Annotated in this window: 23 protein-coding genes and 2 pseudogenes; 13 read left to right on the top strand and 12 right to left on the bottom strand. The window is 68.8% G+C overall.

The window, feature by feature from the left end:
• Positions 1–7 precede the first annotated feature (7 nt).
• The 3 genes from ACX9NE_RS13645 to ACX9NE_RS13635 all read right to left on the bottom strand — a co-directional run bounded on the left by ACX9NE_RS13645 (position 8) and on the right by ACX9NE_RS13635 (position 3,209).
• On the bottom strand, positions 8–826 hold the full coding sequence (locus tag ACX9NE_RS13645) for a mycofactocin-coupled SDR family oxidoreductase (protein WP_459362027.1): 819 nt from the start codon (positions 824–826) through the stop codon (positions 8–10).
• Positions 826–1,140 carry a putative quinol monooxygenase gene (locus tag ACX9NE_RS13640; protein WP_459362028.1) on the bottom strand — a complete coding sequence of 105 codons (315 nt, stop codon included), beginning with the start codon at positions 1,138–1,140 and terminating at the stop codon, positions 826–828. Before ACX9NE_RS13640 ends, ACX9NE_RS13645 begins: the two co-directional genes overlap by 1 nt.
• Positions 1,141–1,259: 119 nt before the next feature.
• Positions 1,260–3,209: a SpoIIE family protein phosphatase gene (locus ACX9NE_RS13635; protein ID WP_459362029.1), complete on the bottom strand. Its 1,950-nt coding sequence runs from the start codon at positions 3,207–3,209 to the stop codon at positions 1,260–1,262.
• Positions 3,210–3,372: 163 nt separating this feature from the next.
• On the opposite strand from ACX9NE_RS13635, the gene ACX9NE_RS13630 reads away from it, so the two are divergent.
• On the top strand, positions 3,373–5,919 hold the full coding sequence (locus ACX9NE_RS13630) for an FtsK/SpoIIIE family DNA translocase (RefSeq protein ID WP_459362030.1): 2,547 nt from the start codon (positions 3,373–3,375) through the stop codon (positions 5,917–5,919).
• Between the two features lie 66 nt (positions 5,920–5,985).
• Here the strand turns inward: ACX9NE_RS13630 and ACX9NE_RS13625 are convergent, their stop codons facing one another.
• Positions 5,986–6,510 (bottom strand): amino-acid N-acetyltransferase, encoded by a 525-nt coding sequence (locus ACX9NE_RS13625; protein ID WP_459362031.1) that lies wholly within the window; start codon positions 6,508–6,510, stop codon positions 5,986–5,988.
• Between the two features lie 58 nt (positions 6,511–6,568).
• On the opposite strand from ACX9NE_RS13625, the gene pgsA reads away from it, so the two are divergent.
• The 6 genes and pseudogenes from pgsA (at position 6,569) to ACX9NE_RS13595 (ending at position 14,737) form a co-directional block, all read left to right on the top strand.
• Positions 6,569–7,165: a CDP-diacylglycerol--glycerol-3-phosphate 3-phosphatidyltransferase gene (gene pgsA, locus ACX9NE_RS13620; RefSeq protein WP_459362032.1), complete on the top strand. Its 597-nt coding sequence runs from the start codon at positions 6,569–6,571 to the stop codon at positions 7,163–7,165.
• Positions 7,166–7,243: 78 nt separating this feature from the next.
• Positions 7,244–7,558, top strand: a complete 315-nt coding sequence (clgR, locus tag ACX9NE_RS13615; protein WP_459362033.1) for a transcriptional regulator ClgR — start codon at positions 7,244–7,246, stop codon at positions 7,556–7,558.
• 135 nt (positions 7,559–7,693) lie between these two features.
• Complete coding sequence (pspA, locus tag ACX9NE_RS13610) at positions 7,694–8,515, top strand: phage shock protein PspA (RefSeq protein WP_459362034.1); 822 nt, start codon at positions 7,694–7,696, stop codon at positions 8,513–8,515.
• An 8-nt stretch (positions 8,516–8,523) separates the two neighbouring features.
• Positions 8,524–9,345: a phage shock envelope stress response protein PspM gene (pspM, locus tag ACX9NE_RS13605; RefSeq protein ID WP_459362035.1), complete on the top strand. Its 822-nt coding sequence runs from the start codon at positions 8,524–8,526 to the stop codon at positions 9,343–9,345.
• 287 nt (positions 9,346–9,632) lie between these two features.
• Positions 9,633–9,968: pseudogene (locus tag ACX9NE_RS13600) on the top strand (IS21 family transposase); the annotation flags it as partial.
• Positions 9,969–10,189: 221 nt separating this feature from the next.
• Complete coding sequence (locus ACX9NE_RS13595) at positions 10,190–14,737, top strand: PE family protein (RefSeq protein ID WP_459362036.1); 4,548 nt, start codon at positions 10,190–10,192, stop codon at positions 14,735–14,737.
• A 12-nt stretch (positions 14,738–14,749) separates the two neighbouring features.
• On the opposite strand, the gene ACX9NE_RS13590 is transcribed toward ACX9NE_RS13595, so the two are convergent.
• The 5 genes and pseudogenes from ACX9NE_RS13590 to ACX9NE_RS13570 form a co-directional block, all read right to left on the bottom strand.
• On the bottom strand, positions 14,750–15,184 hold the full coding sequence (locus ACX9NE_RS13590) for a limonene-1,2-epoxide hydrolase family protein (RefSeq protein WP_459362037.1): 435 nt from the start codon (positions 15,182–15,184) through the stop codon (positions 14,750–14,752).
• 36 nt (positions 15,185–15,220) lie between these two features.
• Positions 15,221–15,364 carry a hypothetical protein gene (locus ACX9NE_RS13585; protein WP_459362038.1) on the bottom strand — a complete coding sequence of 48 codons (144 nt, stop codon included), beginning with the start codon at positions 15,362–15,364 and terminating at the stop codon, positions 15,221–15,223.
• Between the two features lie 25 nt (positions 15,365–15,389).
• Positions 15,390–15,632, bottom strand: coding sequence for a hypothetical protein (locus ACX9NE_RS13580; protein ID WP_459377732.1), 243 nt, complete (start codon positions 15,630–15,632; stop codon positions 15,390–15,392).
• Positions 15,607–15,960 carry a hypothetical protein gene (locus tag ACX9NE_RS13575; RefSeq protein ID WP_459362039.1) on the bottom strand — a complete coding sequence of 118 codons (354 nt, stop codon included), beginning with the start codon at positions 15,958–15,960 and terminating at the stop codon, positions 15,607–15,609. Before ACX9NE_RS13575 ends, ACX9NE_RS13580 begins: the two co-directional genes overlap by 26 nt.
• Positions 15,944–16,540, bottom strand: a pseudogene (locus ACX9NE_RS13570) (transposase domain-containing protein). Before ACX9NE_RS13570 ends, ACX9NE_RS13575 begins: the two are co-directional and overlap by 17 nt.
• A gap of 198 nt (positions 16,541–16,738) precedes the next feature.
• On the opposite strand from ACX9NE_RS13570, the gene ACX9NE_RS13565 reads away from it, so the two are divergent.
• Together ACX9NE_RS13565 and ACX9NE_RS13560 are read left to right on the top strand one after the other, a co-directional pair.
• Positions 16,739–17,911 carry a glycosyltransferase gene (locus ACX9NE_RS13565; protein WP_459362040.1) on the top strand — a complete coding sequence of 391 codons (1,173 nt, stop codon included), beginning with the start codon at positions 16,739–16,741 and terminating at the stop codon, positions 17,909–17,911.
• 10 nt (positions 17,912–17,921) lie between these two features.
• A complete protein-coding gene (locus ACX9NE_RS13560; protein ID WP_459362041.1) occupies positions 17,922–18,116 on the top strand; it encodes a DUF3046 domain-containing protein in 195 nt (64 codons plus the stop codon).
• Here the strand turns inward: ACX9NE_RS13560 and ACX9NE_RS13555 are convergent, their stop codons facing one another.
• Positions 18,117–18,764, bottom strand: a complete 648-nt coding sequence (locus tag ACX9NE_RS13555) for a (2Fe-2S)-binding protein (protein ID WP_459362151.1) — start codon at positions 18,762–18,764, stop codon at positions 18,117–18,119. It lies immediately after the preceding gene.
• A 170-nt stretch (positions 18,765–18,934) separates the two neighbouring features.
• On the opposite strand from ACX9NE_RS13555, the gene recA reads away from it, so the two are divergent.
• From recA to ACX9NE_RS13535, 4 genes are read left to right on the top strand one after another with little or no spacing between them, the layout of a single operon-like run.
• Positions 18,935–19,975, top strand: a complete 1,041-nt coding sequence (gene recA, locus ACX9NE_RS13550; protein WP_459362042.1) for a recombinase RecA — start codon at positions 18,935–18,937, stop codon at positions 19,973–19,975.
• Positions 19,941–20,459 (top strand): recombination regulator RecX, encoded by a 519-nt coding sequence (gene recX, locus ACX9NE_RS13545; protein WP_459362043.1) that lies wholly within the window; start codon positions 19,941–19,943, stop codon positions 20,457–20,459. Before recA ends, recX begins: the two co-directional genes overlap by 35 nt.
• Positions 20,460–20,501: 42 nt before the next feature.
• Positions 20,502–22,040, top strand: coding sequence for a tRNA (N6-isopentenyl adenosine(37)-C2)-methylthiotransferase MiaB (miaB, locus tag ACX9NE_RS13540; protein WP_459362152.1), 1,539 nt, complete (start codon positions 20,502–20,504; stop codon positions 22,038–22,040).
• 1 nt (position 22,041) lies between these two features.
• On the top strand, positions 22,042–22,659 hold the full coding sequence (locus tag ACX9NE_RS13535; RefSeq protein ID WP_459362044.1) for an Rv2732c family membrane protein: 618 nt from the start codon (positions 22,042–22,044) through the stop codon (positions 22,657–22,659).
• Here ACX9NE_RS13535 and ACX9NE_RS13530 read toward each other — a convergent pair.
• Both ACX9NE_RS13530 and ACX9NE_RS13525 read right to left on the bottom strand, forming a co-directional pair.
• Positions 22,656–24,026 (bottom strand): DUF349 domain-containing protein, encoded by a 1,371-nt coding sequence (locus tag ACX9NE_RS13530; protein ID WP_459362153.1) that lies wholly within the window; start codon positions 24,024–24,026, stop codon positions 22,656–22,658. The genes ACX9NE_RS13535 and ACX9NE_RS13530 overlap by 4 nt on opposite strands.
• 163 nt (positions 24,027–24,189) lie before the next feature.
• A complete protein-coding gene (locus tag ACX9NE_RS13525; RefSeq protein WP_459362045.1) occupies positions 24,190–25,977 on the bottom strand; it encodes a serine/threonine-protein kinase in 1,788 nt (595 codons plus the stop codon).
• Between the last annotated feature and the right edge of the window lie 298 nt (positions 25,978–26,275).

The following is a 26,275-nucleotide window of genomic DNA, read 5'->3' as shown; positions in this document are numbered from 1 at the left end:
TGGTACCCTACCGCTTGTTCACCGAGCCGGCGTCGACCGGCAGCGTGACACCGGTGATGTAGCGGGCCTGGTCGGAGACCAGCCAGGCCACTGCGTTGGCGATGTCCTCGGCTTGCAGGATCGGCACCGGCAAGGCGTTGCTCATGCCGGGTGCCCGGCCGGACTTGCCGACCAGATCGGCCAACCACGCCCGGGTGAACTCGTTGTTGATCATCGGCGTGTCGACTCCGGAAGGATGCACCGAGTTGACTCGGATATCGTGGGGCGCAAGCAGATTGGCGTACAGCCGCATCAACCCGACCAGCCCGTGCTTGGCGGCCGTGTAGCCGATGGAGCCGGCGTCGGCGCTTCCGACGCCGGCCAGACCGGCAGCCGAACTGATCAGCACGACCGAGCCGCCCTGTCCCTGCTCGATCATGGTCGGCGTCGACACGTCGACGGTGTGGTAGGCCCCGGTCAGGTTGACGTCGATGACGTCGCGCCACCCGTCAACCGATTGCATGGGCGCGATGCCCGCGTTGGCCACCACGATGTCGAGGCGACCGAACTCGTCAAGGCCTGCCTGCAACGCGGCCGCCAGCGAGTCGCGGTCCCGCACGTCACCCTGCCTGGCCACGATCCGCGACCCGGTGTCTTCGACGAGTTTGACGGTCTGCGCCAGGTCCTCAGCGGTACCCAGCGGGTAGGGCACGCTGTCGATCCGGCCGCACAGGTCGACGGCGATCACGTCGGCGCCGTCAGCGGCCAGCCGGACGGCGTAGGCGCGTCCCTGACCGCGTGCGGCACCGGTGATGAAGGCCGTCTTGCCTTCCAGCGGCCGGGTCATCAGGCGCGGATCTGACCTTTATCAGGGTCCCCGGCCGGAACGGGAGCCAGCATCTTGATGTCGGGTGCCCCGGCCAGGTGCCCGCCGACGGCGCCGAACATCTTGCCGACCGCCGGCGCGGTGCTGTGGGTCTTCAGCGCCTCTTCATCGGCCCATTGCTCGACGAACACGAAGGTCTCCCCGGACTGGTGCAGCGAATACAGTTGGCAGCCAGGCTCGCCGTGCACCTCTTCGACCGCGGTGGTGAGGATGTCTCGGACCGTGTCGACCGATTCGGGCTTCACGGTCAGCGTGGCGACGACGACTACGGGCATGCTGGGGTCTCCTGACGGCGGTGTGAGTCAGCGGGCGGGGTGGGTTCAGCGCTGTGGCTCGTCACCCACGGTTTTTCACCCTACTCACAGCCGTGCGACATGGGCGCGGACCTGCTCGACTACGGGTCTGCGACGTGACCGAGTCCGACCAGATTCAGTACGACGGCCGCAGGGCTGCCCGGGGAGGCCACCAGAGTAAAAGGTCGCTGGTGGGCGGCCAGGTGGGCGCGGGTCTCGAACAAAGCCCGAACGCCACGGCTCGTCAGCAGCGTGACCTGATTCAGCAGCACCGTCAACCCAACCGTGCCGCCCTGAGCGGCGTCGGAGAGATCGGCGCCGAATTGCTCTGCGGCGAGGGCGTCTACCGCGCCGGTCACCTTCAGGGTCGCGATGCCGGCTTCGATGGAGCGCTCGGCCGCATAGCTGTGCAACGCCACCGGCGCCGAGCCGCTTCCGGGAGCATTGGAGGCGACGAGGGCAGGGCGAAACACCTTGTGCCGCAGCCTTACTACGGTGCCTTTTCCGGCGGGGTGCGGCATGCCATCATGGCTGACCGTGACCTCGTCGAGGAGCCGCTCCATCATCGCCAAGCCCCGACCGGAATCACCGACACCGGGCTCGCGCCATTGCCCGTCGTCGCCGATGTGGACTTCTGCCACCCCACCTGAATGCAGCCGGCCGGTGATGCGCAACGGCCCCGGTGCGCAGTCCGGGTAAGCGTGCACCGCGGCGTTGGAGACGGCCTCGTTGACGGAGAGCTCCAATGCCAGCGTGGCCTCATCGCTGATACCGATTGCGGCCGTCCAGGATCGGACGCCGGCGAGGGCTTCGGCGATGCCGTGATCGTCGGCGATGGTCGACACCGCCAACTCCGGTGGCGGTGCGGCGAGAAGTTGCACTGCCAGAGCGGTCACGTCGTCGTCATAGCCGGTGCGGGTGAGCAATTCGACGGTCAGCTGACACACCCGAGCGGCGGGTGAGTCCGCGGCTCCGGTGGGCAGCACGCGGTTGGCTACCGCGTCGGCCGCCACTTGCGCGATCTCTGCGTAGCCTTCGGTGATCGTCCGGCCGGGACGCTCGATGAGGCCGTCAGAGTAGAGCAGCACCACGTCGTCGGGCCTCAGTGATTCCTGCAGGACGAGATGGTGGTGCCCGACCCCCATTGGGGCGTTTCCACTTTGGTGCAGGAAGCGAGTGGAGCCGTCGGCGCCGACAACGACCGGCGGCGGGTGTCCGCACAGGCAGTACTGCATATCCGCCGTTCGCGGGTCGATGACGACGACGCCGACGGTGGCGGCCCGCAACGGTGGCTTCTGCGCCGCGAACATGTCCACCTGGTTGATGGCAGAACCCAGGTCGGCGGCGGTGGTCAACGCCAGCTCCAGCGCGGCTCGAAGCTGCCCCATCGCGGCCGACGCCGCAACCCCGTGCCCGACCACGTCGCCCACCACCAGAGCCATCCGGCCATCGGGGAGCGGTATGGCGTCGAACCAGTCACCGCCCGCCGTCTGGTCGCGCGACGCCGTGAGGTAGCGGGCGGCGATGTCGAGATACGGGACCACTGGAAGCTCGACCGGCAACAAAGCCCGCTGAAGTTCGTCGACGACCTCGCGGGTTGCCTCGTAGCGGCGTTGCGCTTCCACCGCCTGTTGAGTCGCATGCTGGCGCTGCTGCACATGTTCGGTCACGTCGGCTCCGTATACGATGACCGACTCAGGATCTTCGGGGTGCGGTGTCGCGACGAAGCTCAACCAGCCTTCTGTGGCTTGGTTCGACGCGGGGTGCTCCCAATGAACTCGCCACTCCTGGCCGATCTCGGTCTGGCCGGTGGCGTAGACGCGCTCGATCACCGGAATCATCAGTTGTCGGTCCATTTCCGGAAATAGCTCTCGGAGGCTGCGGCCGATCACGTCGTCGCGGCCGGCGACGTACCGGTAGGCGGCATTGGCGGCTACGACACGAAGTTCCGGCCCGTGATAACAGCACGCCATCAGGCTCATTGCATCGAACACCGACCGAACTGTCGCTGCGTCGCCGACCCGGCTGTCGAGGTGATCAGTTTCTGGCACCTCCCCACAATGCCTGTTGAAAGATCCTGCCGGGCGCGGGTTCTGATAAACGGCAGACGTCACCTGTGGGGGCCGGGTCACAAAATGGAGTCCCACCGATAAACCGTTCGTTACCAGTGTGGCGGGTGGTGCGGATGTTGTCCTTGCGACTACGCTTGCCAGCATGGCCAGTAAGACCACCGCCCGCTCCGCAACACGAACGAGCAGGTCAGGGGCCACTTCGCGGGCCGGGGCCGCAGGTGGGCGATCGAGTGCAGGGTCCCGCGCGCCCAAGAAGCCCCCGGGCAAGCCCGTCAAGCGGGTCAGCAGGCCGGCCCGACGCCGCAACCAGTCGCTGTTGGTGCTGACCGGACGCGCGTGCGGTCGCGTCGCGCGCGCGAGCTGGATGATGGCCGCCAGGGGGACTGGGGGTGCGGCGCGGTCGATCGGCCGGGCGCGCAACATCGAACCCGGACATCGCCGCGACGGGATCGCGCTGGCGTTGCTGGGTCTCGCCGTGATCGTCGCCGCCAGTTCATGGTTCGACGCTGCCCGGCCGGTGGGGGCGTGGGTCGACGCAGGTCTGCGCATGTTCGTCGGCTCCGTGGTGGTCCTGCTTCCGCTGGTCGCCGCCACCGCGGCGATCGTGCTGATGCGCACCGAGCCCGATCCCGACGCGAGGCCACGGCTGATTCTCGGCTCCAGCCTCGTCGCGCTGTCGTTTCTGGGCCTGCGCCATCTATGGGCGGGTTCGCCCGAAGACCCCGAAATGCGCCGGCGGGCAGCGGGATTCATCGGATTCGCCATCGGTGGGCCGCTCTCGGACGGATTGACGGCGTGGATCGCGGCGCCGCTGTTGTTCATCTGCGCGCTGTTCGGGGTGCTGTTGCTGACCGGCATCACCATCCGCGAGGTGCCCGACGCGCTGCGCGGCATGTTCGGCACCCGGTTGTTCCAGCGCGAGTACGAAGACGACGAGTACGACGACTTCTCCGGTGATGACGCGGACACCGTCGAAGTCGCCCCGGCCGAAGATTTCTCGGACGGCTACTACGACGAGGCCCCGCTGCGCCCCGAGGACGAGCCCAAGCCCTGGCCGTCGGCGCCGGATGCGCTCGACGAACCCCTCGCGGACGAAACGCCGACAATCCCGGAGCCGCGGACCCGCCGGCGCGGAGCCAAAGCCGCCGAGAAGCGAGACACCCAGGTGCTGGACCGGGTAGTCGAAGGGCCGTACGCGCTGCCGTCGCTGGATCTGCTGGTGGCCGGCGATCCACCGAAGAAGCGCAGCGCCGCCAACACCCACATGGCCGAAGCCATCGGCGAAGTGCTCACCCAGTTCAAGGTCGACGCCGCGGTCACCGGGTGCACCCGCGGTCCCACCGTCACCCGCTACGAGGTGGAGCTGGGTCCGGGCGTGAAGGTGGAGAAGATCACCGCGCTGCAGCGCAACATCGCCTACGCGGTTGCCACCGAGAGCGTGCGCATGCTCGCCCCGATCCCCGGCAAGTCCGCCGTCGGCATCGAGGTGCCCAACACCGACCGCGAGATGGTGCGACTGGCCGACGTCCTCACCGCACCGTCGACCCGCCGGGACCACCACCCGCTGGTGATCGGCCTGGGCAAGGACATCGAAGGCGACTTCATCTCGGCCAATCTGGCCAAGATGCCGCACCTGCTGGTGGCCGGTTCCACCGGATCCGGCAAGTCCAGCTTCGTCAACTCGATGCTGGTGTCGCTGCTGACCCGGGCCACCCCGGAAGAGGTCAGGATGATCCTGATCGACCCGAAGATGGTGGAACTGACGCCCTACGAGGGTATTCCGCACCTGATCACCCCGATCATCACCCAGCCGAAGAGAGCCGCGGCGGCGCTGGCGTGGCTGGTCGAGGAGATGGAGCAGCGCTACCAGGACATGCAGGCCTCCCGGGTGCGGCACATCGACGACTTCAACGCCAAGGTGCGATCCGGTGAGATCACGACTCCGCTGGGCAGTCAGCGGGTGTACCGGCCCTATCCGTATGTCCTGGCGATCGTCGACGAGCTCGCCGACCTGATGATGACCGCGCCGCGCGACGTCGAGGACGCCATCGTGCGGATCACCCAGAAGGCGCGCGCCGCCGGCATCCATCTGGTGCTGGCCACCCAGCGGCCGTCGGTCGACGTGGTGACCGGGCTGATCAAGACCAATGTGCCGTCCCGGTTGGCGTTCGCGACGTCCTCGCTGACCGACAGCCGGGTGATCCTGGACCAGGCCGGCGCAGAGAAGCTGATCGGCATGGGCGACGGCCTGTTCCTGCCGATGGGCGCGAGCAAGCCGATCCGGCTGCAGGGCGCCTACATCACCGACGAGGAGATCCAGGCCGTCGTCGCCGCCTGCAAGGACCAGGCGGAACCGGAATACACCGAGGGTGTCACCGCAGCGAAGCCCAGCGGTGAGCGCACCGACGTCGATCCCGACATCGGCGACGACATGGACGTGTTCCTGCAGGCCGTGGAGCTGGTGGTGTCCAGCCAGTTCGGTTCGACCTCGATGCTGCAGCGCAAGCTGCGGGTGGGCTTCGCCAAGGCCGGACGCTTGATGGACCTGATGGAGACGCGCGGCATCGTCGGGCCCAGCGAAGGCTCGAAGGCCCGCGAGGTGCTGGTCAAGCCCGACGAGCTGGCCGGGACGCTGGCGTTGATCCGCGGCGGCAGCGGCGCCGACGGCAGCGACCCGGACGGGGACTAACCCCGCGAGCAGACGCGAAATCGCACTAAAACCCCGGTTTTAGTGCGATTTCGCGTCTGCTCACCCTCATAGCACCAACAGCATCCGGGAGTTGCCCAGAATGTTGGGTTTGACATAGCTCAGATCCAGGAACTCTGCGACACCGAGGTCATAAGAACGGCACATTTCCTCGAAAACCTCGGCAGTCACCGGGGTGCCCTCGATCTCGGTGAACCCGTGCTTGCCGAAGAACTCCGTCTCGAAAGTCAGCACAAACACGCGCTCGAGTTGCAGTTCGCGGGCCACCTCGAGCAACCGGTTGACGATCGCATGGCCGACTCCGTGGCCGGTCACTTCCGGGTCTACCGCGACCGTCCGGATCTCCCCGAGGTCGGACCACAACACGTGCAGCGCGCCGCACCCGATCACTTTGCCGGCGACTTCCGGGTCTTCGGCCACCCAGAATTCCTGCACGGACTCATAGAGCGTCACAAGATTCTTTTCCAACAAAATCTTTCCGGCGTAGGTGTCCACGAGTTGCTTTATCGCGGGGACGTCAGATGTACGCGCTCGCCGAACCACCGGCCGGTAATCCCGTCGACTTTCGGTCACAGGGAAACAGTATCGACATCACCGACCACATGAGCTGGTCAGCCGCTATTCTGATGCCGTGTCGGGGCAGCCGCAGACGGGTCAGGTAGCGGGCAAAGCCCGCATCGCCAATTTGGCGAATGTGCTTACATTGCTGCGGCTGCTCCTGGTTCCGATCTTCCTTTACGCGCTGTTCTACGGCGACGGCCACCACACCTGGGCACGGGTGGTGGCCTGGGCGATCTTTGCGGTGGCCGTCATCACCGACCGCTTCGACGGCCTGCTCGCCCGCAATTACGGCATGGCGACCGAATTCGGCGCGTTCGTGGACCCGATCGCCGACAAGACACTGATCGGAGCCGCGCTGATCGGGCTGTCCATGCTCGGTGACCTGCCGTGGTGGGTGACGGTGCTGATCCTGACCCGCGAAGTGGCGATCACCGTGTTGCGGCTGGCCGTCATCCGTCGCGGCGTCATTCCCGCCAGCTGGGGCGGCAAGCTCAAGACCGTGGTGCAGGCGGTGGCGATCGGGTTGTTCGTCCTGCCGCTGTCCGGGGTGTTGCACACCGCGGCCGAGATCGTGATGGGTCTGGCCATTCTCCTGACGGTGGTCACCGGCATCGACTACGTCGCCTCGGCAATCCGGGAAATTCGTCGCACTCGACACGACGCTTAGGGAACCAATGCGGCAGGCGCCTGCGTTCAGGTGAAGTCCCATGTTTTCTTGGGGATGACCGGACGAAGGGGAAGCACGATGGCGTCACTAGTGCGCGAGGTGGTTGGCGACGTGCTGCGGGGGGCCCGGACATCGCAGGGCCGGACGTTGCGCGAGGTGTCCGATTCGGCGCGGGTAAGCCTGGGGTACCTGTCGGAGATCGAACGAGGCCGCAAGGAACCGTCCAGCGAGCTGCTCAATGCGATCTGCGACGCTTTGAGCGTTCCGCTGTCGCAGGTGCTCATCGATGCGGGGGAGCGAATGGCTCGCGAAGAGCGTGCTAACCGCGCTGCCACGATCGATGCCAGCATCAAGGTCGTGATCCCTCCGGTGGTCTCGCTGGCCGTGGCGTGAGCGCGGCGGGTAGACCCGCTTCCGCGAGATATGCACCATGGGTGGGGCGATGAGAGCTGACCCATTAAATTGAGCGGCAGGGTAAGCGTTGCGGCCCATCCGGACCACAAGTAGAAGCGAAGGCGGAGCTAACTGATGGCCAATCCGTTCGTCAAAGCGTGGAAGTACCTCATGGCGCTGTTCAACTCCAAGATTGACGAGCACGCCGACCCGAAAGTGCAGATTCAGCAGGCCATCGAGGAAGCTCAGCGCACCCACCAGGCGCTGACCCAGCAGGCCGCGCAAGTGATCGGCAACCAGCGTCAGCTGGAGATGCGGCTCAACCGCCAACTGGCCGACATCGAGAAGTTGCAGGTCAACGTGCGCCAAGCGCTTACCCTCGCCGACCAGGCCGTTGCCAGTGGGGACGCCGCGAAGGCCACGGAATACAACAACGCCGCCGAAGCCTTCGCGGCGCAGCTGGTGACCGCCGAGCAGAGCGTGGAAGACCTCAAGGCTCTGCACGACCAGGCCCTGCAGGCAGCGGGGCAGGCGAAGAAGGCCGTCGAGCGCAACGCGATGATGCTGCAGCAGAAGATCGCCGAGCGCACCAAGCTGCTCAGCCAGCTCGAGCAGGCCAAGATGCAGGAGCAGGTCAGCGCGTCGCTGAGGTCGATGAGCGATCTCGCCGCGCCGGGCAACACGCCCAGCCTCGATGAGGTGCGCGACAAGATCGAGCGTCGGTACGCCAACGCGATCGGTTCGGCCGAACTCGCGCAGAGCTCGGTGCAGGGTCGCATGCTCGAGGTCGAGCAGGCCGGCGTCCAGATGGCCGGGCATTCCCGGCTGGAGCAGATCCGGGCGTCAATGCGTGGTGAGGCACTGCCGGCCGGCGGCGCGGCCGCACCCGGCGTCGCCCCGGCCACACCGGCCACCGAGCCAGGCGGAGCAATCCCCGACAAGCCCTTCGGTCAGTAGGTGGATTGATGGCGGTGAAGTCGAACCAGCGCGGGCTGTGGCGTGGGCTGCTACAGCGTGGATTCGACACCGCCGCCGATCTGACCGACCTGCTTGCGCGCAAGATCAGCGCTGCCAGCGATCCCCGTGCACGCCAGTTGCGCCGGCGGCGCCGAGCGCTGCGCTGGGCCTGGGTCTTCACCGCCGGCGTGGTGTTCTGGGGGCTGGTGACCGCCGTGCTGGCGGCCTGGGGCTGGTTCGCGCTATTGCTGCAGATCACCGGCGCCGTCGCCGTCGTCATGGTGATTCCGGCGACCTTGTTGTTCTTTCGCTACTACTGGTTGAAGTCCGAGCCGCTGCCGGCCCAACGGCCGACCAATCCCCGTCGGCTGCCACCATCCGGTTCGGCGGCCCGGCCGGCCATGTATGCCTTGGGCGCCTCCGAGCGCGGCTTCTTCTCGCTGCTGGGGGTGATCGAGCGGGGCGCGATGCTGCCGCCCGACGAGATCACCGACCTGACCGACGCGGCCAAGCGCACCTCGGCGGCCATGGCGGCCACCGCCGCCGAAGTGGTCTCGATGGAACGAGCCGCGCACAATGCCGAAGCCTCGCGTCAGTATCTGGTACCGACCATCAACGCCTACACCGCGCAGCTGGGCGCCGGCGTCCGGCAGTACAACGAAATGGTCACTGCCGCAGCGCATCTGGTGTCTTCGGTGAGCGGGGACGGCGCAGTCGGGGTGGCGCCGCTGGCGCAACAGCGCTACCGCGACGAACTCGCCGGCGCCACCGATCGCCTACTGGGCTGGGCGCAGGCCTTTGACGAACTCGGCGGCCTGCGCAGGGCCTAGTCAGGACACCGCGTGGGAAACTGATCGTCCCCACCGATCACTGCGCAGCCGTCCGCAGATTAGTCCAAGCCAGCGAACCCGCATCCTTACACGCGACAACAGCAGATGCCTGAGGTGTGGCCGCACCGGCGTCCCGCTGAATGTAGCGCATTGGATCTCCCTCCACGATGGGAAAGCCGAAGGACTGTTTGACGCCGAGCTGTACGACGATGAGAACTTGCTTGCGCTGTGTTCAGAGTGCAATGCGGGCCAGGGCCGCGACACCCTGCCGCTCCGGTTTATGGCAACAGCGGTTGCGTGATGACCACCACGTGCCGGTGTCAAAGTCGACGGTACGTCGTTACATTGCAACCACTTTCACCGAACAACGCCTCGAAGGAAAGGTGACGGTGCCACACGGTGCGGTCGAGGCGGGCAGCGACGCCCAGATCGACTACGGCAAGCTCGGCCTTTGGTTGGAGCCGGCCTCGGGGCGCCGGGTGGCGGTGTGGGCGTTCGCGATGATCCTGTCGTGTTCGCGGATGATGTTGGTCCACCCGGTGCTGCTGATGGACCAAACGTCTTGGAACGCCTTGCATGTGGCGGCGTTGGAGTTCTTTGGCGGTGTCCCAGCGCGGCTGGTGACGGCGATTCCTACCGGATGCGCCACACCAACCCCAAGCAGGGAGGACGCCCCTAACCAACCCTGCAGGACAACTCCCCACCTACCGGAGTGGGGACTTTCCGGGCCAAACACGGGGACTTTCACTTGGCCATTGACACGCGTGACAGCATGACTACATGCCGAACTGGCACCTGCCTAGCGGCCGACGGGATGTCGTATGCGCGAAATAGGGGGCAGCGTATGTCGTATCTACGCACGGTCCCAGAAATAGTTTCAGCAGCAGCGGCGGACGTCGCCGGAATCGGCTCAGCGATCACGACAGCAAACGCGACGGCCGCGTTGCCGACCACCGGTTTAGTTGCCGCCGCTCACGACGACGTGTCGGCGGCGATCGCTTCGCTGTTCGGCACTTACGGCCGCGAGTACCAGGCACTGAGCGGGCCGGTTGCGGCGTTCCACGACCAGTTCGTCCGGGCGCTGAGTTCTGCCGGAGCCGCGTATGCGGGCGCTGAGGCCGTTAACGCTTCGCCGTTGCAGGCTCTCGAGCAGCAATTCTGGGGTCTGATCAACGCGCCCAGCCAGGCAGTGTTCGGGCGGCCGTTCATCGGCAACGGGGCCAATGGATCAGCGGCCAGTCCCAACGGCGGAGTCGGTGGATGGCTGTACGGCAACGGTGGCAACGGCTATTCGCAGACCGCGGCCGGGATGGTCGGCGGGTCAGGCGGTGCCGCCGGGTTGCTCGGCAATGGCGGGATCGGCGGAGCCGGTGGGGCGGGCGCGGCCGGTGGGGCCGGCGGGGCCGGCGGATGGTTGTTCGGCAACGGGGGCGGCGGCGGTGCCGGCGGGACGGCTACGGCGCTCGGGGCGGCCGGCGGAATCGGTGGCGCCGGCGGGAACGCCGGCTTGATCGGCCTCGGCGGGGCCGGCGGTGTCGGCGGGATCGGCGCGGCCGGTCTAGCCGGGACCGCGAGCGTGGGCGCCGGCAACACCGGCGGCGTCGGTGGTAACGGCGGCGCCGGCGGGATGGGCGGCGCCGGAGGTGCCGGCGGCACGCTCATAGGCGCCGGCGGGGCGGGCGGTACCGGCGGCGCTGGTGGACTCGGGGGGGCTGGCGGGACCGGAACAACCGGCGCTGACGGCATCAACTTCGGCGACGCGGGGCAAACCGGCGGCAGTGGTGGTGGCGGCGGTGTCGGCGGTGTCGGCGGAGCGGGCGGGGCCGGCGGGGCCGGCAGCCTGATCGGTACCGGCGGCGCCCAAGGCGCCGGCGGGGCCGGCGGGGCAGGCGGAGTGGGCGGGGCGGCCGGGGATGGCGGTGCCGGCGCAACGGGCACCTTCGCCGGCGGCGGCACCGGGGTGGGCGGGGCAGGCGGAGTGGGAGGCAACCCTGGCACCGGCGGCGCCGGCGGGGCGGGCGGGACCGGGATCACCACTGGCGCAACCGGGGCGGCCGGCTACACGCCGACCAGCGGCGGAGATGGCGGAGCTGGAGGTAACGGAGCTACTGCCAGCACCGCAGGCGGCGACGGCGGAACCGGTGGCGCCGGCGGGGCCGGTGGGTCAGTCGGCAATGGCGGCACTGGCGGCCGCGGCGGCGACGGCCTGGCCGGCACAGCGGGCAAGTCTCTAAACACGCCCGGGGCCGACGGCACCAACGGGCTAGCCGGCGGGGCGGGCGGGGCCGGCGGCGTCGGCGGGGCTGGTGGTGCCGTCGGCGGGCTCGGTGGAGTCGGCGGCGCCGGCGGCACCGGAGCCACCGGCGGCACCGGTGGCAATGGCACCGCCGGTGCCAGCGCCACCACGTTGGGCGATGCGGGCCAAGCCGGCGGGTCCGGCGGCAAGGGCGGGGCCGGCGGGGCCGGCGGGGCCGGCGGTTTGGGCGGCACCAATGCCGCCGGACAGCAGGCCAGCCAAGGGGCCGGCGGGGCCGCCGGCGCCGGCGGCGCCGGCGGCGCGGCCGGCGATGGCGGCAACGGCGCGGCCGGCACCTTCGCCGGTGGCGGGACGGGCGTGGGCGGCGCCGGCGGCCACGGCGGCGACACCGGCACGGGCGGAGCCGGCGGAACCGGCGGGGCCGGCTCGACCACGGGCAAAAATGGAGCCACCGGCTTCACCCCGACCACCGGCGGCAACGGCGGGGACGGCGGCGCGGGCGCGACTGCCATCAACGCCGGGGGGGACGGCGGGACCGGCGGCGCAGGTGGCGCCGGCGGGTCAGTCGGCAACGGCGGCACCGGCGGGCGCGGCGGCGACGGAATGGCCGGCATCGCGGGTAAATCGCCAAACACCCCAGGAAGCAACGGCACCGATGGGCAAGCCGGCGGCAAGGGCGGGACCGGCGGCATCGGCGGTGCCGGTGGCAGCAACGGCGGAGTCGGCGGAGTCGGCGGGGCCGGCGGCACCGGCGGTAGCGGCGGGGCAGGAGGCAATGGCGCCGACGGTCTGGACGCCAGTACTCGCGGCGGCGCGGGCAACACCGGCGGCAACGGCGGCTTTGGCGGTACTGGCGGAGCTGGCGGCACCGGCGGCGCTGGCGGGGCGGACGCGGCAGGCCAGAAGGCCGCAGAGGGTGCCGGCGGCGCGGGTGGGTCCGGCGGCGCCGGCGGCGTCGCAGGGGACGGCGGGGCCGGTGCGTCCGGTACCTATCTCGAGGGCGGCACCGGGATGGGCGGCGCTGGCGGCCAAGGTGGTAACGCTGGCGGCGGTGGATCCGGCGGCAAAGGCGGAGCCGGCTCCTCGACGGGCAGTACGGGCGGGACCGGTGCCACCCCCACCACCGGCGGCAACGGCGGCCGGGGTGGAGATGGCGCCGACGCCATCAACATCGGCCAGGACGGCGGGAAGGGCGGCCGCGGCGGGGACGCCGGATCCGTCGGCAACGGCGGCAACGGAGGCATCGGCGGCATCGGTATGACCGGTGCGGCGGGTACCAACGGGTCTGGCATCGGCGCGCCAGGGCAACCCGGGCAGCTCGGCGGCAACGGCGGGGCCGGCGGTGACGGTGGGTTCGGTGGAACCAAAGCGGGCAACGGCGGCAACGGCGGGTCGGGCGGCTCCGGCGGGGATGGTGGCACCGGCGGAAAGGGCGTTAACGGCACTACAACCGGTCCGAGCGCACCCGGGCTGCTCGGTAGCGACGGCGGCAAAGGCGGGGGCGGAGGCGCCGGCGGCACCGGCGGCCTCGGCGGTAAGGCCTTCGCGGGTCAGGCCGGCACCGATGGCGTCGGGGGCGCGGGCGGTGACGGTGGCCAGGGCGGCACACCTGGTAACGGCGGCAACGGCGGCGATGCCGTGACTCCTGGCGCTCCCGGAGGTGACGGCGGCAGGGGCGGCAATGCCGGCGCCGGCGGCTCCGGCGGCACCGGCGGCACGGGGTTCACCAAGGGGGCGGACGGGGTCACTGGCAGCAGTCCTAGCGGCGGTACCGGAGGAACCGGCGGCAACGGCATCAACAGCAACGGCACCGCGCCCGCGGGTAAGGGTGGCGCTGGCGGCAACGGCGGAAACAGCCCCAACGGCCCCGGCGGTGCGGGCGGCAACGGCGGTAACGGCGGCGGCGGCGCCGGAACCATCGGGCCTGCCGACGGCGGACAGGGTGGCGCCGGGGGTAGCGGTGCTACCACCGGCGGCACCGGTGGCAAGGGCGGTAGCGGCGGCCAGGGCAGCCTTGCCGCCGGCGGCGCCGGCGGTGCCGGCGGCCAGGGCGGCGCCGGCGGCACTACCGGCGGAACTGGCGGCGCCGGCGGCGGCGGCGGCAACGGCGGCGGCGGGATAGCCGGCAATGGCGGCACCGGTGGCGAGGGCGGCGCCGGCGGCACTACCGGCGGTACCGGTGGCAAGGGCGGTAGCGGCGGCCAGGGCGGCCTTGGAGCAGCCGGCAATGGCGGCACCGGTGGCGAGGGCGGCGCCGGCGGCACTACCGGCGGAACGGGCGGCGCCGGCGGGGATGGCGGCAAGGCCGCCAATGGCGCGTCCGGCAGTGGCGGCAAGGGCGGCCAGGGCGGCGCCGGAACCGGCGTCAATGGAACTGGCGGCGATGGGGGCCAGGGCGGCAACGGTGGCGCCGGCACCGTCGGCGCGGCGGGGAATGGCGGTGACGGCGGCGTGGGCGGCTCGGGCGTAATCGCTGGTGGCCACGGAGGCATCGGCGGCATGGGCGGCACTGGCGGGGTCAGCGGCTCTACCAGCAAGGGCGGCACTGGCGGCGCCGGCGGTAGCGGCGGCACCGCCACTAAGGGTGTCGGCGGCGAGGGTGGCGACGGTGGCGTAGGCGGTACCGGGGGGATAGCCAACGGCACTGGCGGCACAGGTGGTACTGGCGGCAGCGGCGGCGGCGGAGTCATCGCCGGCGGGGGCGGCGGCACCGGCGGCGCCGGCGGCCTGGGCGGCCTCAACGGCAACGGCGGCACCGGCGGCGGCGGTGGGCTCGGGGGGACTGGCGGCACCGGCGGCAAAGGTGGCGACGGCGGCGGCGGCGGCATCGGTAACAACGCAGCGGGCGCCGGCACCAACGGGGGTAACGGCGGGATTGGCGGCACCGGCGGGGTCGGCACTACCGGGGCAGGTGGCGACGGCGGCAAGGGCGGCAAAGGCGCTGACGGAGCTAACGGTGTCGGCGGCAACAATGGCGGCGACGGCGGCAACGGCGGCAACGGCGGCACGGGCGGCAATGGCCGCGGAGGGAAGGGTGGCGCCGGCCAGAATGGTCAGACCGGCACCACCAACGTAGGCAGCACCGGCGGCAAGGGCGGCACCGGCGGTGACGGCGGCAAAGGCGGGTCCGCGTAGCGCGCTAGTGACTTAGAGAGTGGGCCGCAACGAGGGGACGACCACTCCGGCCAGACCGCGCACGGTCGCTTTGAGCATGTCGAAGGTATCGAAGTAGTCCCGCCACAGCGTGATTCGCCCGTCGCGAAGCTCGAAGATGCCGCAGACCCAGAATTGGATCCGCAGCGGACCGAAGATCAATGCGTCAGTGCGCTCGGTAAGCACCGCGCGACCGTCGGCGGCCACGCGGTGGAACTTGACCTCAAAGCCGAGCCGGCCTTCCATCCGGCGAAACAGCTTCGCCACCCGCCGCCCGCCGCGGATCTTGGAGAATCCGACATTCTCGTAGAGCAGGTCGTCGGCCAAGGCCGCATCTGCAGCCTCGAAATCCTCGTCCTGCAGCGCATACAGGAATGCCTCGACCGTACGGATGTTGTCACTGGTTGTTGTCTGAGTTGGCTCAGTCATGGTTCCCAGCCTAGGCGCAATGCCGCGTAGTTAAGTTCATGGGCCGGTTGTCAACTGGCCGTTGATGGTGACGTCGACGGTGATGTTGTAGCTGGTGCGGTCGACGGGGCCTTTGGCGAGGTGTTTGGAGATGGCGCGTTTGACGATCCGGGGACTGCTTCGGCGGCGGCGGGTCGGCATCAGGTGATCGAGCACGGCGTGGCGGTCATGCCGATGACGTCGATGGTGGTGTCGGCCATACGCCGGCAGCCTGAATGACCTGGTCACGGGCGGCATTGAGGGCGATACTGAAACCCGCGCGGTCACCGGTGCCGGTGGTGGTAGCGGTGGCGTCGGACATCGCGATGCGCAGCGCTTGGTAGGTGGTCAGCAGGGCATGAATCTCCTGGGCGATCCCCTCGGGTGTGCGGGCGCGCAACACCCTACCGCCAAGGATGGTGGATTTCAGTTCCAGGTAGGACGTTTCGATCTCCCAGCGTTGGTGGTAGCGGGTGAGCAGTTCGGTAATGGGGTATCGCCCGGTGGTCGATGAGTGTGGTGATCAGCAGGTAGCGCTCGCTACGGCGTGGGCCACCGGCGAGTCGCACCACGATCTGGGCGTCGATCACGCGGCCCGTCGTCGTGCCGATCCGCGACAGCCATGAGCCATCACCACAGTGCCCGATCACAGGAAGTTTGCGGCTGATCTTGCCGCGGAACAGTAGGTCCGCACCCGTGGCGGCGACCTGCCCGATGAGGTCCGCGGCGGCGAAGTTGCGGTCAGCGAGCAGCAGCATACCGTGGCGCAGGCAGCCCCAGGAGCTTTGGTGCATAGTTGGTTTCACCTACATTCACGGTGCCAAAGACCGCATCCAGCACAGTGCGGGTGCCGCACTCGAGCACGGTCAGCATCCGCAGCATCGGATATCCGGAGGGGCCGTTGCCGCCGCCGGCCCGGCCGAACGAGGCCAGGTTCGCCGCGGCGTCGGGAGTGAACAGCGAGGTGCCGTCGATCGCACAGACCAGCAGCCCGCGCCATCGCGGGGCGTCGGCAGCGGGGCCGCGGACCAGGTCGAACAGTGCCCGCATCGGCTTGACACCGATGCGGCGTCGGGCTTGGGCCAACGCCGAGGACCCCGGATCGGCGACGTCGATGCCGTCCAGGCCCGCAATCATCCGGGCCCACACCTGGGCCTAGCCAAGTTCGGCGAACAACGCCGCCGCCAGCAGCAGATACACCACGACACGCGACGGCAACGCCCGAAGCCTGGCCTGCACCGTCCGGGTCGATTCCAGCACCGCGTCGAAAATCTCGAACGGGACGATCTGGGTCAACTCGCCGAAATGCCCCGGCGCGAACCGACCCGTCGCAACCACTACCGAAGCACGGATGACAGACTGAACAGACAGCGGAACTCCCAGGTGCGATGGTGTCTTGCGAGGACAACCCGTCGATACCGGGAGTTCCCCTGTCCTTTCACCACATCACACGGAATTTCACATTTGTAACACCAGTCACACCCTAACTGCTCGGCATTGAGCCTAGGCGAGTGCGGCTGTGGCAGGGTGATGCGGATGCACGTCGCCGTGGTCGCGGGGCCCGATCCCGGACACTCGTTCCCCGCGATCGCACTGTGCCTGCGCTTTCTGGCGGCCGGAGATACGCCCACCTTGTTCACCGGGGTGGAGTGGCTGGACACCGCCCGCGCGGCCGGCGTCGACGCGGTGGAGTTGGACGGTTTGGCGGCCACCGACGAGGACCTCGACGCCGGGGCCCGCATTCACCGTCGCGCCGCACGAATGGCGGTGCTGATCGCACCGACGCTGCGCGAGCTGGCCCCCGACCTTGTGGTTTCCGACGTCATCACCTCCGGCGGCGGGCTGGCCGCCGAGCTGCTGGGAATCCCCTGGGTCGAGCTGAGTCCGCATCCGCTGTATCTGCCGTCGAAAGGGTTGCCGCCGATCGGAAGTGGTCTGGCGCCGGGCACCGGTCTGCGCGGTAAGCTCCGCGACACCGTGATGCGCGCGCTCACGGCAAGGTCGGTGCGGGCCGGTGTGCGACAGCGGTCGGCCGTCCGGGTGGAGATCGGGCTGCCCGCCCGCGATCCCGGCCCCCTGCGGCGGCTGATCGCCACCCTGCCCGCGCTGGAGGTCGCGCGTCCGGACTGGCCGCACGAGGCCGTGGTGGTGGGGCCGTTGCACTTCGAGCCGACCGACCGGGCGCTTGCGATTCCGCCGGGTTCCGGACCGGTGGTGGTGATTGCGCCGTCGACGGCGTCGACCGGCACCACGGGGATGGCCGAACTCGCGCTGCAATCCCTGCGGCCGGGGGAGACCCTGCCGGCGGGTTCTCGGTTGGTGGTGTCGCGGCTGGGCGGTGAGGAGCTGACGGTTCCGCCGTGGGCTGCCGTGGGCCTGGGCCGTCAGGACGAGCTGTTGACGCATGCGGATCTGGCGATCTGCGGCGGTGGTCACGGGATGGTGGCCAAAGCGCTGCTCGCCGGGGTGCCCCTGGTGCTGGTTCCCGGCGGCGGGGACCAGTGGGAGATCGCCAATCGGGTGGTGCGCCACGGCAGCGGGCGGCTGATCCGGCCATTGACCGGCGATTCGCTGGTCACTGAGGTCGGTGAGGTGCTGTCGTCGCCCGGGTACCGTGCGGCGGCACGGAAGGCCGCCGCGAGCGCCGGCGGTGTGGCCGATCCGGTGCGGGTGTGCCACGAGGCGTTGGCATTGCCCGCTGACCGGTAGCTTGGGCGGCGTGCGGCTGACCGAGTTCAACGAGCGGGTGGCGCTGCGGTTCGGCTCGGCTTATGGCGCCTCGGTGCTGGTCGACCACGTGCTGACGGGACTGGGCGGGCGTACCGCGGCTCAGGCGATCGAAGACGGTGTTGACCCCCGCGAGGTCTGGCGGGCCTTGTGTGCCGACTTCGACGTGCCGCGCGATCAGTGGTGATCAGAGTGCGCAGTCGCCGCATTTGCCGCCACCCGGGAGTCGGTAGAAGAGGCAGCAGCTGTTTCGCCGGAAGTCCAGGTCGGCGCTGGTGATGACGCCGGTCCCGCCCAGCTCGCCGGTGCGCAGCAGATCCGTCGTGATCCTGGTTATCGGCTCCCGCAGGTCCGGCCGCGCGGACAGCAGCATGCGCGAGGTTCCCGCCAGCGCCGACGCGATGTTGCCGTAGAGCAACCCCGGGGCCAGGCCGACCTGCAGTCCGGCCGCCAGCGGTTCGAGGTGGTCCTGCACGACGACGCGATAGAGAAGCTCGGAGCAGGGCGATGCGGGTTCTCCGGTGGGTTCGGGTAGCCGTAGGTGGGCGCCCTCGTCGGCGCGTTGCAGGTCGGTCAGGTCGGGGATCACGCGATGGGCGAGCACGCAGGCCAGAACCGGTGACCACAGCCGGGCGGCGTGTCCGAGGTGTACCAGTGAGGCGCCGATCCGCAGGTCCGCGGTGCGGTAGCGCGCAACGGTGGCGGCGATCAGATCCGAGTAGCCGGTGGCGTAGGACTGCGTCACGGGGTGCCACCCGGTCGGGTCTTCGCCCACGGCCAGGGCGAAAAACCCGCCATAAGTGGAAATCTCGGATAGCTCCGCGGCGATGTTCATGAGTTCTTCGAGAGGCGATCCTGCCATACCCGGCGTGTCGAACTCGACTCGAACAAATGTTCGGCTACTGTGGGGACCATTCGGAGATCTCTACTTGTCGGTGGCCTTCTCTAGTGTCACGGCCAACCGACCGATACCGGTCACCGAACACCGACTACAGGAGAGGCATCATGGCTCAAGCCCCTGACCGCGAGAAGGCTCTCGAACTGGCTATGGCCCAGATCGAGAAGAGTTATGGCAAAGGCTCGGTGATGCGCCTCGGGGACGAGGTGCGCCAGCCGATTTCAGTGATCCCGACCGGGTCCATCGCACTGGATGTGGCCCTGGGTATCGGCGGCCTGCCCCGGGGCCGGGTCATCGAGATCTACGGTCCGGAGTCCTCGGGTAAGACCACCGTTGCACTGCACGCGGTGGCCAATGCCCAGGCCGCCGGTGGTGTCGCGGCGTTCATCGACGCCGAGCACGCGCTGGATCCGGACTACGCCAAGAAGCTGGGTGTCGACACCGATTCGCTGTTGGTCAGCCAGCCCGACACCGGGGAACAGGCGCTCGAGATCGCCGACATGCTGATCCGTTCGGGCGCGCTCGACATCGTGGTTATCGACTCGGTGGCGGCGCTGGTGCCGCGCGCGGAACTCGAAGGCGAGATGGGTGACAGCCATGTCGGTCTGCAGGCCCGGCTGATGAGCCAGGCGCTGCGGAAAATGACTGGTGCACTGAGTAATTCGGGTACCACGGCGATTTTCATCAACCAGTTGCGGGACAAGATCGGCGTGATGTTCGGATCACCCGAGACAACCACCGGCGGAAAGGCGCTGAAGTTCTATGCCTCGGTGCGCCTGGACGTGCGCCGGATCGAGACGCTCAAGGACGGCACCAACGCGGTGGGTAACCGGACTCGGGTCAAGGTGGTCAAGAACAAGGTGTCGCCACCGTTCAAGCAGGCCGAGTTCGACATTCTCTACGGCAAGGGCATCAGCAGGGAAGGCTCGCTGATCGACATGGGTGTCGATCAGGGCTTCATTCGTAAGTCTGGCGCTTGGTTCACCTACGAGGGTGAGCAGCTGGGTCAGGGCAAGGAGAATGCTCGCAACTTCTTGATGGAGAACGGCGATATCGCCAACGAGATCGAGAAGAAGATCAAGGAAAAGCTCGGCATTGGTGCAGTGGTGACCGATGACAGCGTCCTGCCCGCCCCCGTCGACTTCTGAGCGTCGCGAGGAGCAGGCGCGGGCCCTGTGCCTGCGCCTGCTCACCGCGCGATCACGGACCAGGGCCGAGCTGGCCGGTCAGTTGGCCAAGCGGGGATACCCCGACGATGTCGGCAACCGGGTCCTGGATCGGCTGGCCGGCGTCGGGCTGATCGATGACGCCGACTTCGCCGAACAGTGGGTGCAGTCCCGGCGGGCGAACGCGGGAAAGAGTAAGCGTGCGCTGGCCGCCGAGTTGCACATCAAGGGCGTGGACAACGAGGTCATCGACACGGTGCTGGCCGGTATCGACCCCGGCGCCGAGCGGGAGCGGGCCGAGCAGCTGGTACGGGCCAGATTGCGGCGTGAGGTGCTCAGCGAGGACGACGCGCGAGTGACACGCAGGCTGGTCGGGATGCTGGCCCGCCGTGGGTACAGCCAGACCGTGGCGTGCGAGGTGGTGCTGGCCGAGTTGGCGGCCGAACGGGAACGCCGGAAGGTCTAGCGAGACGGCCGACGGTCCGGGCCGGTGCCGTTCGCCAGTACCATGGCCCCCGTGACTTCGACGGTGGCAAGCGGCGCGGCGGACGCGGCAAAGGCTGTGCCGGGGTCCACGCGTACCTACCAGGTCCGCACCTACGGCTGTCAGATGAACGTCCACGATTCCGAACGGCTGGCCGGTCTGCTCGAAGCAGCGGGCTACCAGCGTGCGGCGGAGGGGACCGACGCCGACATCGTCGTCTTCAACACCTGTGCCGTCCGGGAGAACGCCGACAACAAGTTGTACGGCAACCTCAGTCATCTGGCGCCGCGCAAGCGCATCAACCCCGACATGCAGATCGCGGTCGGGGGTTGCCTGGCGCAGAAGGACCGCGACGCGGTGCTGCGCAAGGCGCCGTGGGTCGACGTGGTCTTCGGCACCCACAACATCGGGTCGCTGCCCACGCTGCTGGAGCGGGCCCGGCACAACAATCAAGCCCAGGTGGAGATCGCCGAAGCGCTGCGGGAGTTTCCGTCATCACTGCCCAGCGCTCGCGAATCTGCTTACGCCGCATGGGTTTCCATCTCGGTCGGCTGCAACAACAGTTGCACGTTCTGTATCGTGCCGTCACTGCGCGGCAAAGAGGTGGACCGAAGTCCCGCCGACATCCTGGCCGAGGTGCGGTCCTTGGTCGACTCCGGGGTGCTCGAGATCACCCTGCTCGGCCAGAACGTCAATGCTTACGGCGTCTCCTTCGCCGACCCGGCCATTGCGCGCAACCGGGGCGCCTTCGCCGAGTTGCTGCGGGCCTGCGGCGACGTCGACGGCCTGGAGCGGGTGCGGTTCACCTCGCCGCACCCGGCCGAATTCACTGACGACGTCATCGAGGCGATGGCCCAGACCCCCAACGTCTGCCCGGCCCTGCACATGCCACTGCAATCCGGTTCGGACCGCATCCTGCGCGCGATGCGGCGCTCCTACCGCGCCGAGCGCTACCTCGGCATCATCGACCGGGTGCGTAAGGCCATGCCGCATGCCGCCATCACCACCGACCTGATTGTCGGGTTCCCCGGCGAGACCGAAGAGGACTTCGCCGCCACCCTCGACGTCGTGGCCCGCGCCCGATTCGCGGCCGCTTTCACCTTTCAATACTCCCCGCGCCCCGGCACACCCGCCGCCGAGCTACCCGATCAATTGCCGAAAGCCGTTGTCCAGCAACGGTATGAGCGCCTGGTGGAACTGCAGGAGCAGATCTCTCTGCAGCACAACCGCGCGCTCGTCGGCCAGACGGTGCAACTGCTGGTGGCCACTGGCGAGGGCCGCAAGGACAACCGCACCGCACGCATGAGCGGTCGGGCCCGTGACGGCCGGCTGGTCCATTTCACGGCCGGTGACCAGGTGGTGCGTCCCGGTGACATCATCACCGTTGCGGTCACCGACGCTGCCCCGCACCATCTGATCGCCGACTCAGGAATCCTGACGCACCGCCGGACGCGGGCTGGTGACGCGCACGCCTCGGGCCGGCGGGGCGGCATCGGTCTGGGGATGCCGGGAGTCGGCTTGCCCGTCGCGGTGTCGGCTCAACCGGCCGGATGCGGCCGATAGCATGAACGGAGAACTCGAGATGGCGGATTTCGACGCCTACCGGTCTGAAATCGAAGCGGCCGAACGCCGCGTCGCCCGCGAAATCGAGCCGGGTGCAAGGGCTTTGGTCGTTGCCGTCCTGGTGTTCGTGTTGGTTGGCTCGTTCATCCTGCCGCACACCGGCAATGTGCGCGGCTGGGACGTGCTGTTCAACAGCCACGATGCCGGGTCAGCCGCCGTCGCGCTGCCGTCGCAGGTCTTCGCGTGGCTGGCGCTGGTCTTCGGCGTGGGATTTTCGATACTGGCGTTGCTGAGCCGGCGATGGGCGGTGGCATGGGTCGCGCTTGCGGGCTCCATGCTGGCCAGCGCCACCGGACTGCTGGCGGTCTGGTCCCGCCAGACCGTGCCGGCTGGACATCCCGGCCCTGGCATCGGACTGTTCGTCTCGTGGATCACGGTGATCCTGTTGACTTTTCACTGGGCGCGGGTGGTGTGGCAGCGCACCATCGTGCAACTGGCCGCCGAGCAGCAACGTCGCCGCATCGTGGCGCAAGATCAGTCCAAGACACTGCTCGACAGTCTGAACACGGACACCGCCGGCTCCGACGACTTACAGTCCAAAGAACCGACGGATCCCTAGGACCGGCGAGTCAGCGCCTGGGCAGCCGCATCAGCCCACTGCCGCCATTGTTCGGCGTTGGCCTTCGCCTCCTCGGCTTCCTTGGACTTACCCGCTACGGCCGCCTTCGCGGCCTGCTGCTCGAACTGCTCGGCGCGGGCGCGGAATTGCTCGGCACGGGCCTGCGCCTGCGGGTCGGCCCAGTCTGATTCGCCGGCGTCGCGCACCTTCTTCTCGATCGCGCGCAGGCGCCGCTCCAGCTCCGCGGACCGCTCCCGCGGGACCTTGCCGATGGCGTCCCACTTGTCGGCGATGCTGCGCAGCGCTGCCCGCGCGGCCTCGTTGTTGCTGGCGTCGATCTTCTCGGCTTCAGCCAGCAGCGCCTCTTTGGCGGCTGCATTGGCCCGGAGCTCGGCGTCTTTCTCCGCGGTGACGGCGTTGCGGGCGGTGAAGAACGAGTCCTGGGCCGCCTTGAACCGACGCCACAGCGCGTCGTCCACGTCTTTGCTGGCGCGTCCGGCCGCCTTCCATTCGGTGAGCAGCTTGCGGAACTCCGCGCTGGTAGCGGTCCAGTCTGTGGATTCGGACAACGCCTCGGCCCGCTCGCACAGGCGTTCCTTGGACTGGCGCACGCCGGACCGCTCCCGGTCGAGTTCGGCGAAGTGGGATCCGCGACGCCGGTTGAAGATCTCCCGGGCCGCGGAGTAGCGCTTCCACAGCGCGTCGTCGACCTTGCGGTCCAGCCCGGTGATCGTCTTCCATTCGTCGAGGATCGCCCGCATCCGGTCGCCGGCGGTCTTCCATTGAGTCGAGTTGGCGGCCAGGTCCTCGGCCTCGGCGGCGAGTGCCTCCTTGCGGGCGGTCTGGGCGGCGCGGTGCTCCATGCGTCGGGAGCGATGCGCGGTGACGTACACGTCGATGCGGGCGCGGATGTCGGACAACCGGCCGGCCAGCGCGTCGATGTCGCCCAGCACGCACGCGCTCGGCAGGCTTTCGAGCAGGGCTCCGGCGTTGGCGTTGATCTTGCGGGGATCCCCGGTGCCCGACACCAACCGCTCCTCCATCAGGGCGATCTCGGTGCTCAGATCGTCGTAGCGCCTGCCGAAATAGGTGAACGCCGCCTCGGGGTCGCCCGCCTGCCACGAGCCCACCACCCGCTCGCCGGAGGCGCTGAGCAGCCACACGGTGCCGTCGTCGTCGACCCGCCCGAAACGGTGCGGGTCGTTGTGCGGGAGTGTCGACGTCGGATGCGCCGATGGGTGGGCCGCGGGCCGCGGTGTCGCACCGGGCCGAGGACCCGGTCGTGGTCCCGGGCGTGGCCCCGGTACCGGCTTCGAAACCAATGCAGCTGTTGCTGCGTCGTTGCTGCGGGGCTGCTCACCCGTCATCGTGCTCGTCACCTACCCTCTGCCTCTAGCGCGGTCGACGCGCAGCTGCCGCGCGCAGCGGCACCTTTCCGGTCGGTAGTTGCGGCGCGAACCTCCGCGATCTCCAACCGGTTTCCAACAAGTATTCAAGCAGCTTGGCACGCGGCGTGCCGCCACCTTCTGCTCAACGATGCTTTTTCCACCACTCGTCGAGCTGCGCGAGGGTGGGCCCCTGCGGATCGCCCTGGGTGAGAGCGATTGTCAGCTGTGCCTCATTGGTCCAGATCAGCGAGGGGCTGCTGTCCTGGACCGCGCAGAACGCCCGCCCGCCGATCTGCGGCCCGTCGGCATGGTGCCAGTCCATCGGTGACTTCGATTCACCCGGGCAGTCCACCATGATGTCGGTGCGCAACAGCCCGTCAAAGAACTGGCGCAGCGTTTCGGTTTCCCCGAACAACGTCAGGACGGCCCGGTTGGGACCACCGGGATCGACGTTCTTGTCGCAGATCACGCTGGCCAGCGCGTCCTTGGGCGGCAGGAACGGCCGGCACGCTCCCGGTGCGTAACCCAGCGGTAGCAGGCTGAGCAGGCGCGCCAGCGCGTCCGCCGACGCGGTGGGCGGTGCGACGATGGACGGCTCCGTCGGGCTGACGGTAGTGGTCTTCGGACTTGCCGCCGGGCTCGGGCGCAGGCTGAGCCTGATTCCCTGCGCGGCGAAAACCAGCAGAATCACCAGTGCGATCGCCGCGATCAGCACCCACGGGTTGTGGAGCCGCGCGGTGAGCGATGAGGGGCGAGGCGTGGCCGGCTGAGGCTCCGGCGCGGGTTTGGGCGCCGGCGGCGGCTCTGCCGGGGGAGGAGGCGGCGCCGGCGGTGGTGGGGGCGATTCCGGCTGGCCGATGGGCGCGGTGCCGGGGATGAACGACGAATCCCCCGTCGATGAGAGCAGGCCCCTGGGGAACTTCACCGATGCGGCGACATCCACATCGCGGTGAGCCGTCAACGACTCCGGGTCCGGCGCAGGCTCGCCGGATGGCGGTATCGACAGCAACGCCGTCGCCTTTTCGGCCGCCTCTTCCGGCCGCGTTCCTGATTCCGCACTGCGCTTGAGGATGCGGAACTCCTGCGCCTGGTGCGTCGGGATGAGTGCCTGGTGTGCGGCAGCGGCCAACTCACCGGCACTGGCGAAGCGTTCTTCCGGATTCTTCGCCATTCCCCTGGCGATGACGGCGTCGAACGCCTCGGGAATACCGGGGCGAAGCTGGCTTGGTCTGGGAATGGGTGCCATCAGGTGAGCGGTGATCAGCATCCCGGCGCTGTCCGCCCGATAGGGCGGCGTCCCGGTGAGGCACTCGTGCAGCACACAAGTCAGCGAGTAGATGTCGGCGCGATGGTCGGTTTCGGCGTCGGAAAACCGTTCGGGCGCCATATAACGCCAGGTCCCCACCGCGGTGCCGATCTGGGTCAGCTTTTCGTCGGTGGCGGCGCTGGCGATGCCGAAATCAACCAGGTAGACGAAATCGTCCTGAGTGACCAGGATGTTCTCGGGTTTGACGTCGCGGTGTTGCACACCGGCGGCGTGCGCGGCGTCCAATGCGGCGGCGACCTGATGCACCAGCGCCACCGCCCACGGTGGGGGCACCGGGCCGAACCGCTCCAGCAGCAGCCCCAGGTGGGTGCCCTCGATCAACCGCATGTCCAGATATAGCTGGCCGTCGATCTCGCCGTAGTCGTGAATCGGTACCACGTGGGGTTCCTGCAGCCGGCCCGCATTGCGGGCTTCGCGCTGCATACGCATCCGGAAAACCGGGTCGTGGCTGAGGCGATCGGAGAGCAGCTTGAGCGCGACCACGCGTTGCCTGACGGTGTCGACGGCCTCGTAGACCTCGCCCATCCCGCCGCTGCCGAGCTGCCGCTTGAGGAAGTAGGGCCCGAAGCGGGTCCCTACTCGCGAGCCTCGCGCGGAGCTCATCGTCGACTCCTCAACCCCATGGGCACGTGCACCGGTAACCCCACCCGATCGACGCACCGCGTGCGCGGTGAAGTAACCACGACGGTAATTCCTCGCCCAACCGGACGCACCAATAATGCAGCATCCGCCCCAACCTGGAACCGTTCCGTCGGCTGTGTTGCGCTCTCGGGGCTAAACAACCGGCCCGGACAACCATTTCAGCCGGAAATTCCGGTTGTCCCGCTTATCCGGCGCGCACCGGTCATTATTGAACGGCTATCGGAAACATTTCGGCCCGGTTGTTTGCAGGAGGTCATCA

Source organism: Mycobacterium sp. ML4 (assembly GCF_054515735.1).
Note: the sequence above shows the minus strand (reverse complement) of the source record. Positions and strands in the feature narration are given on the sequence as shown.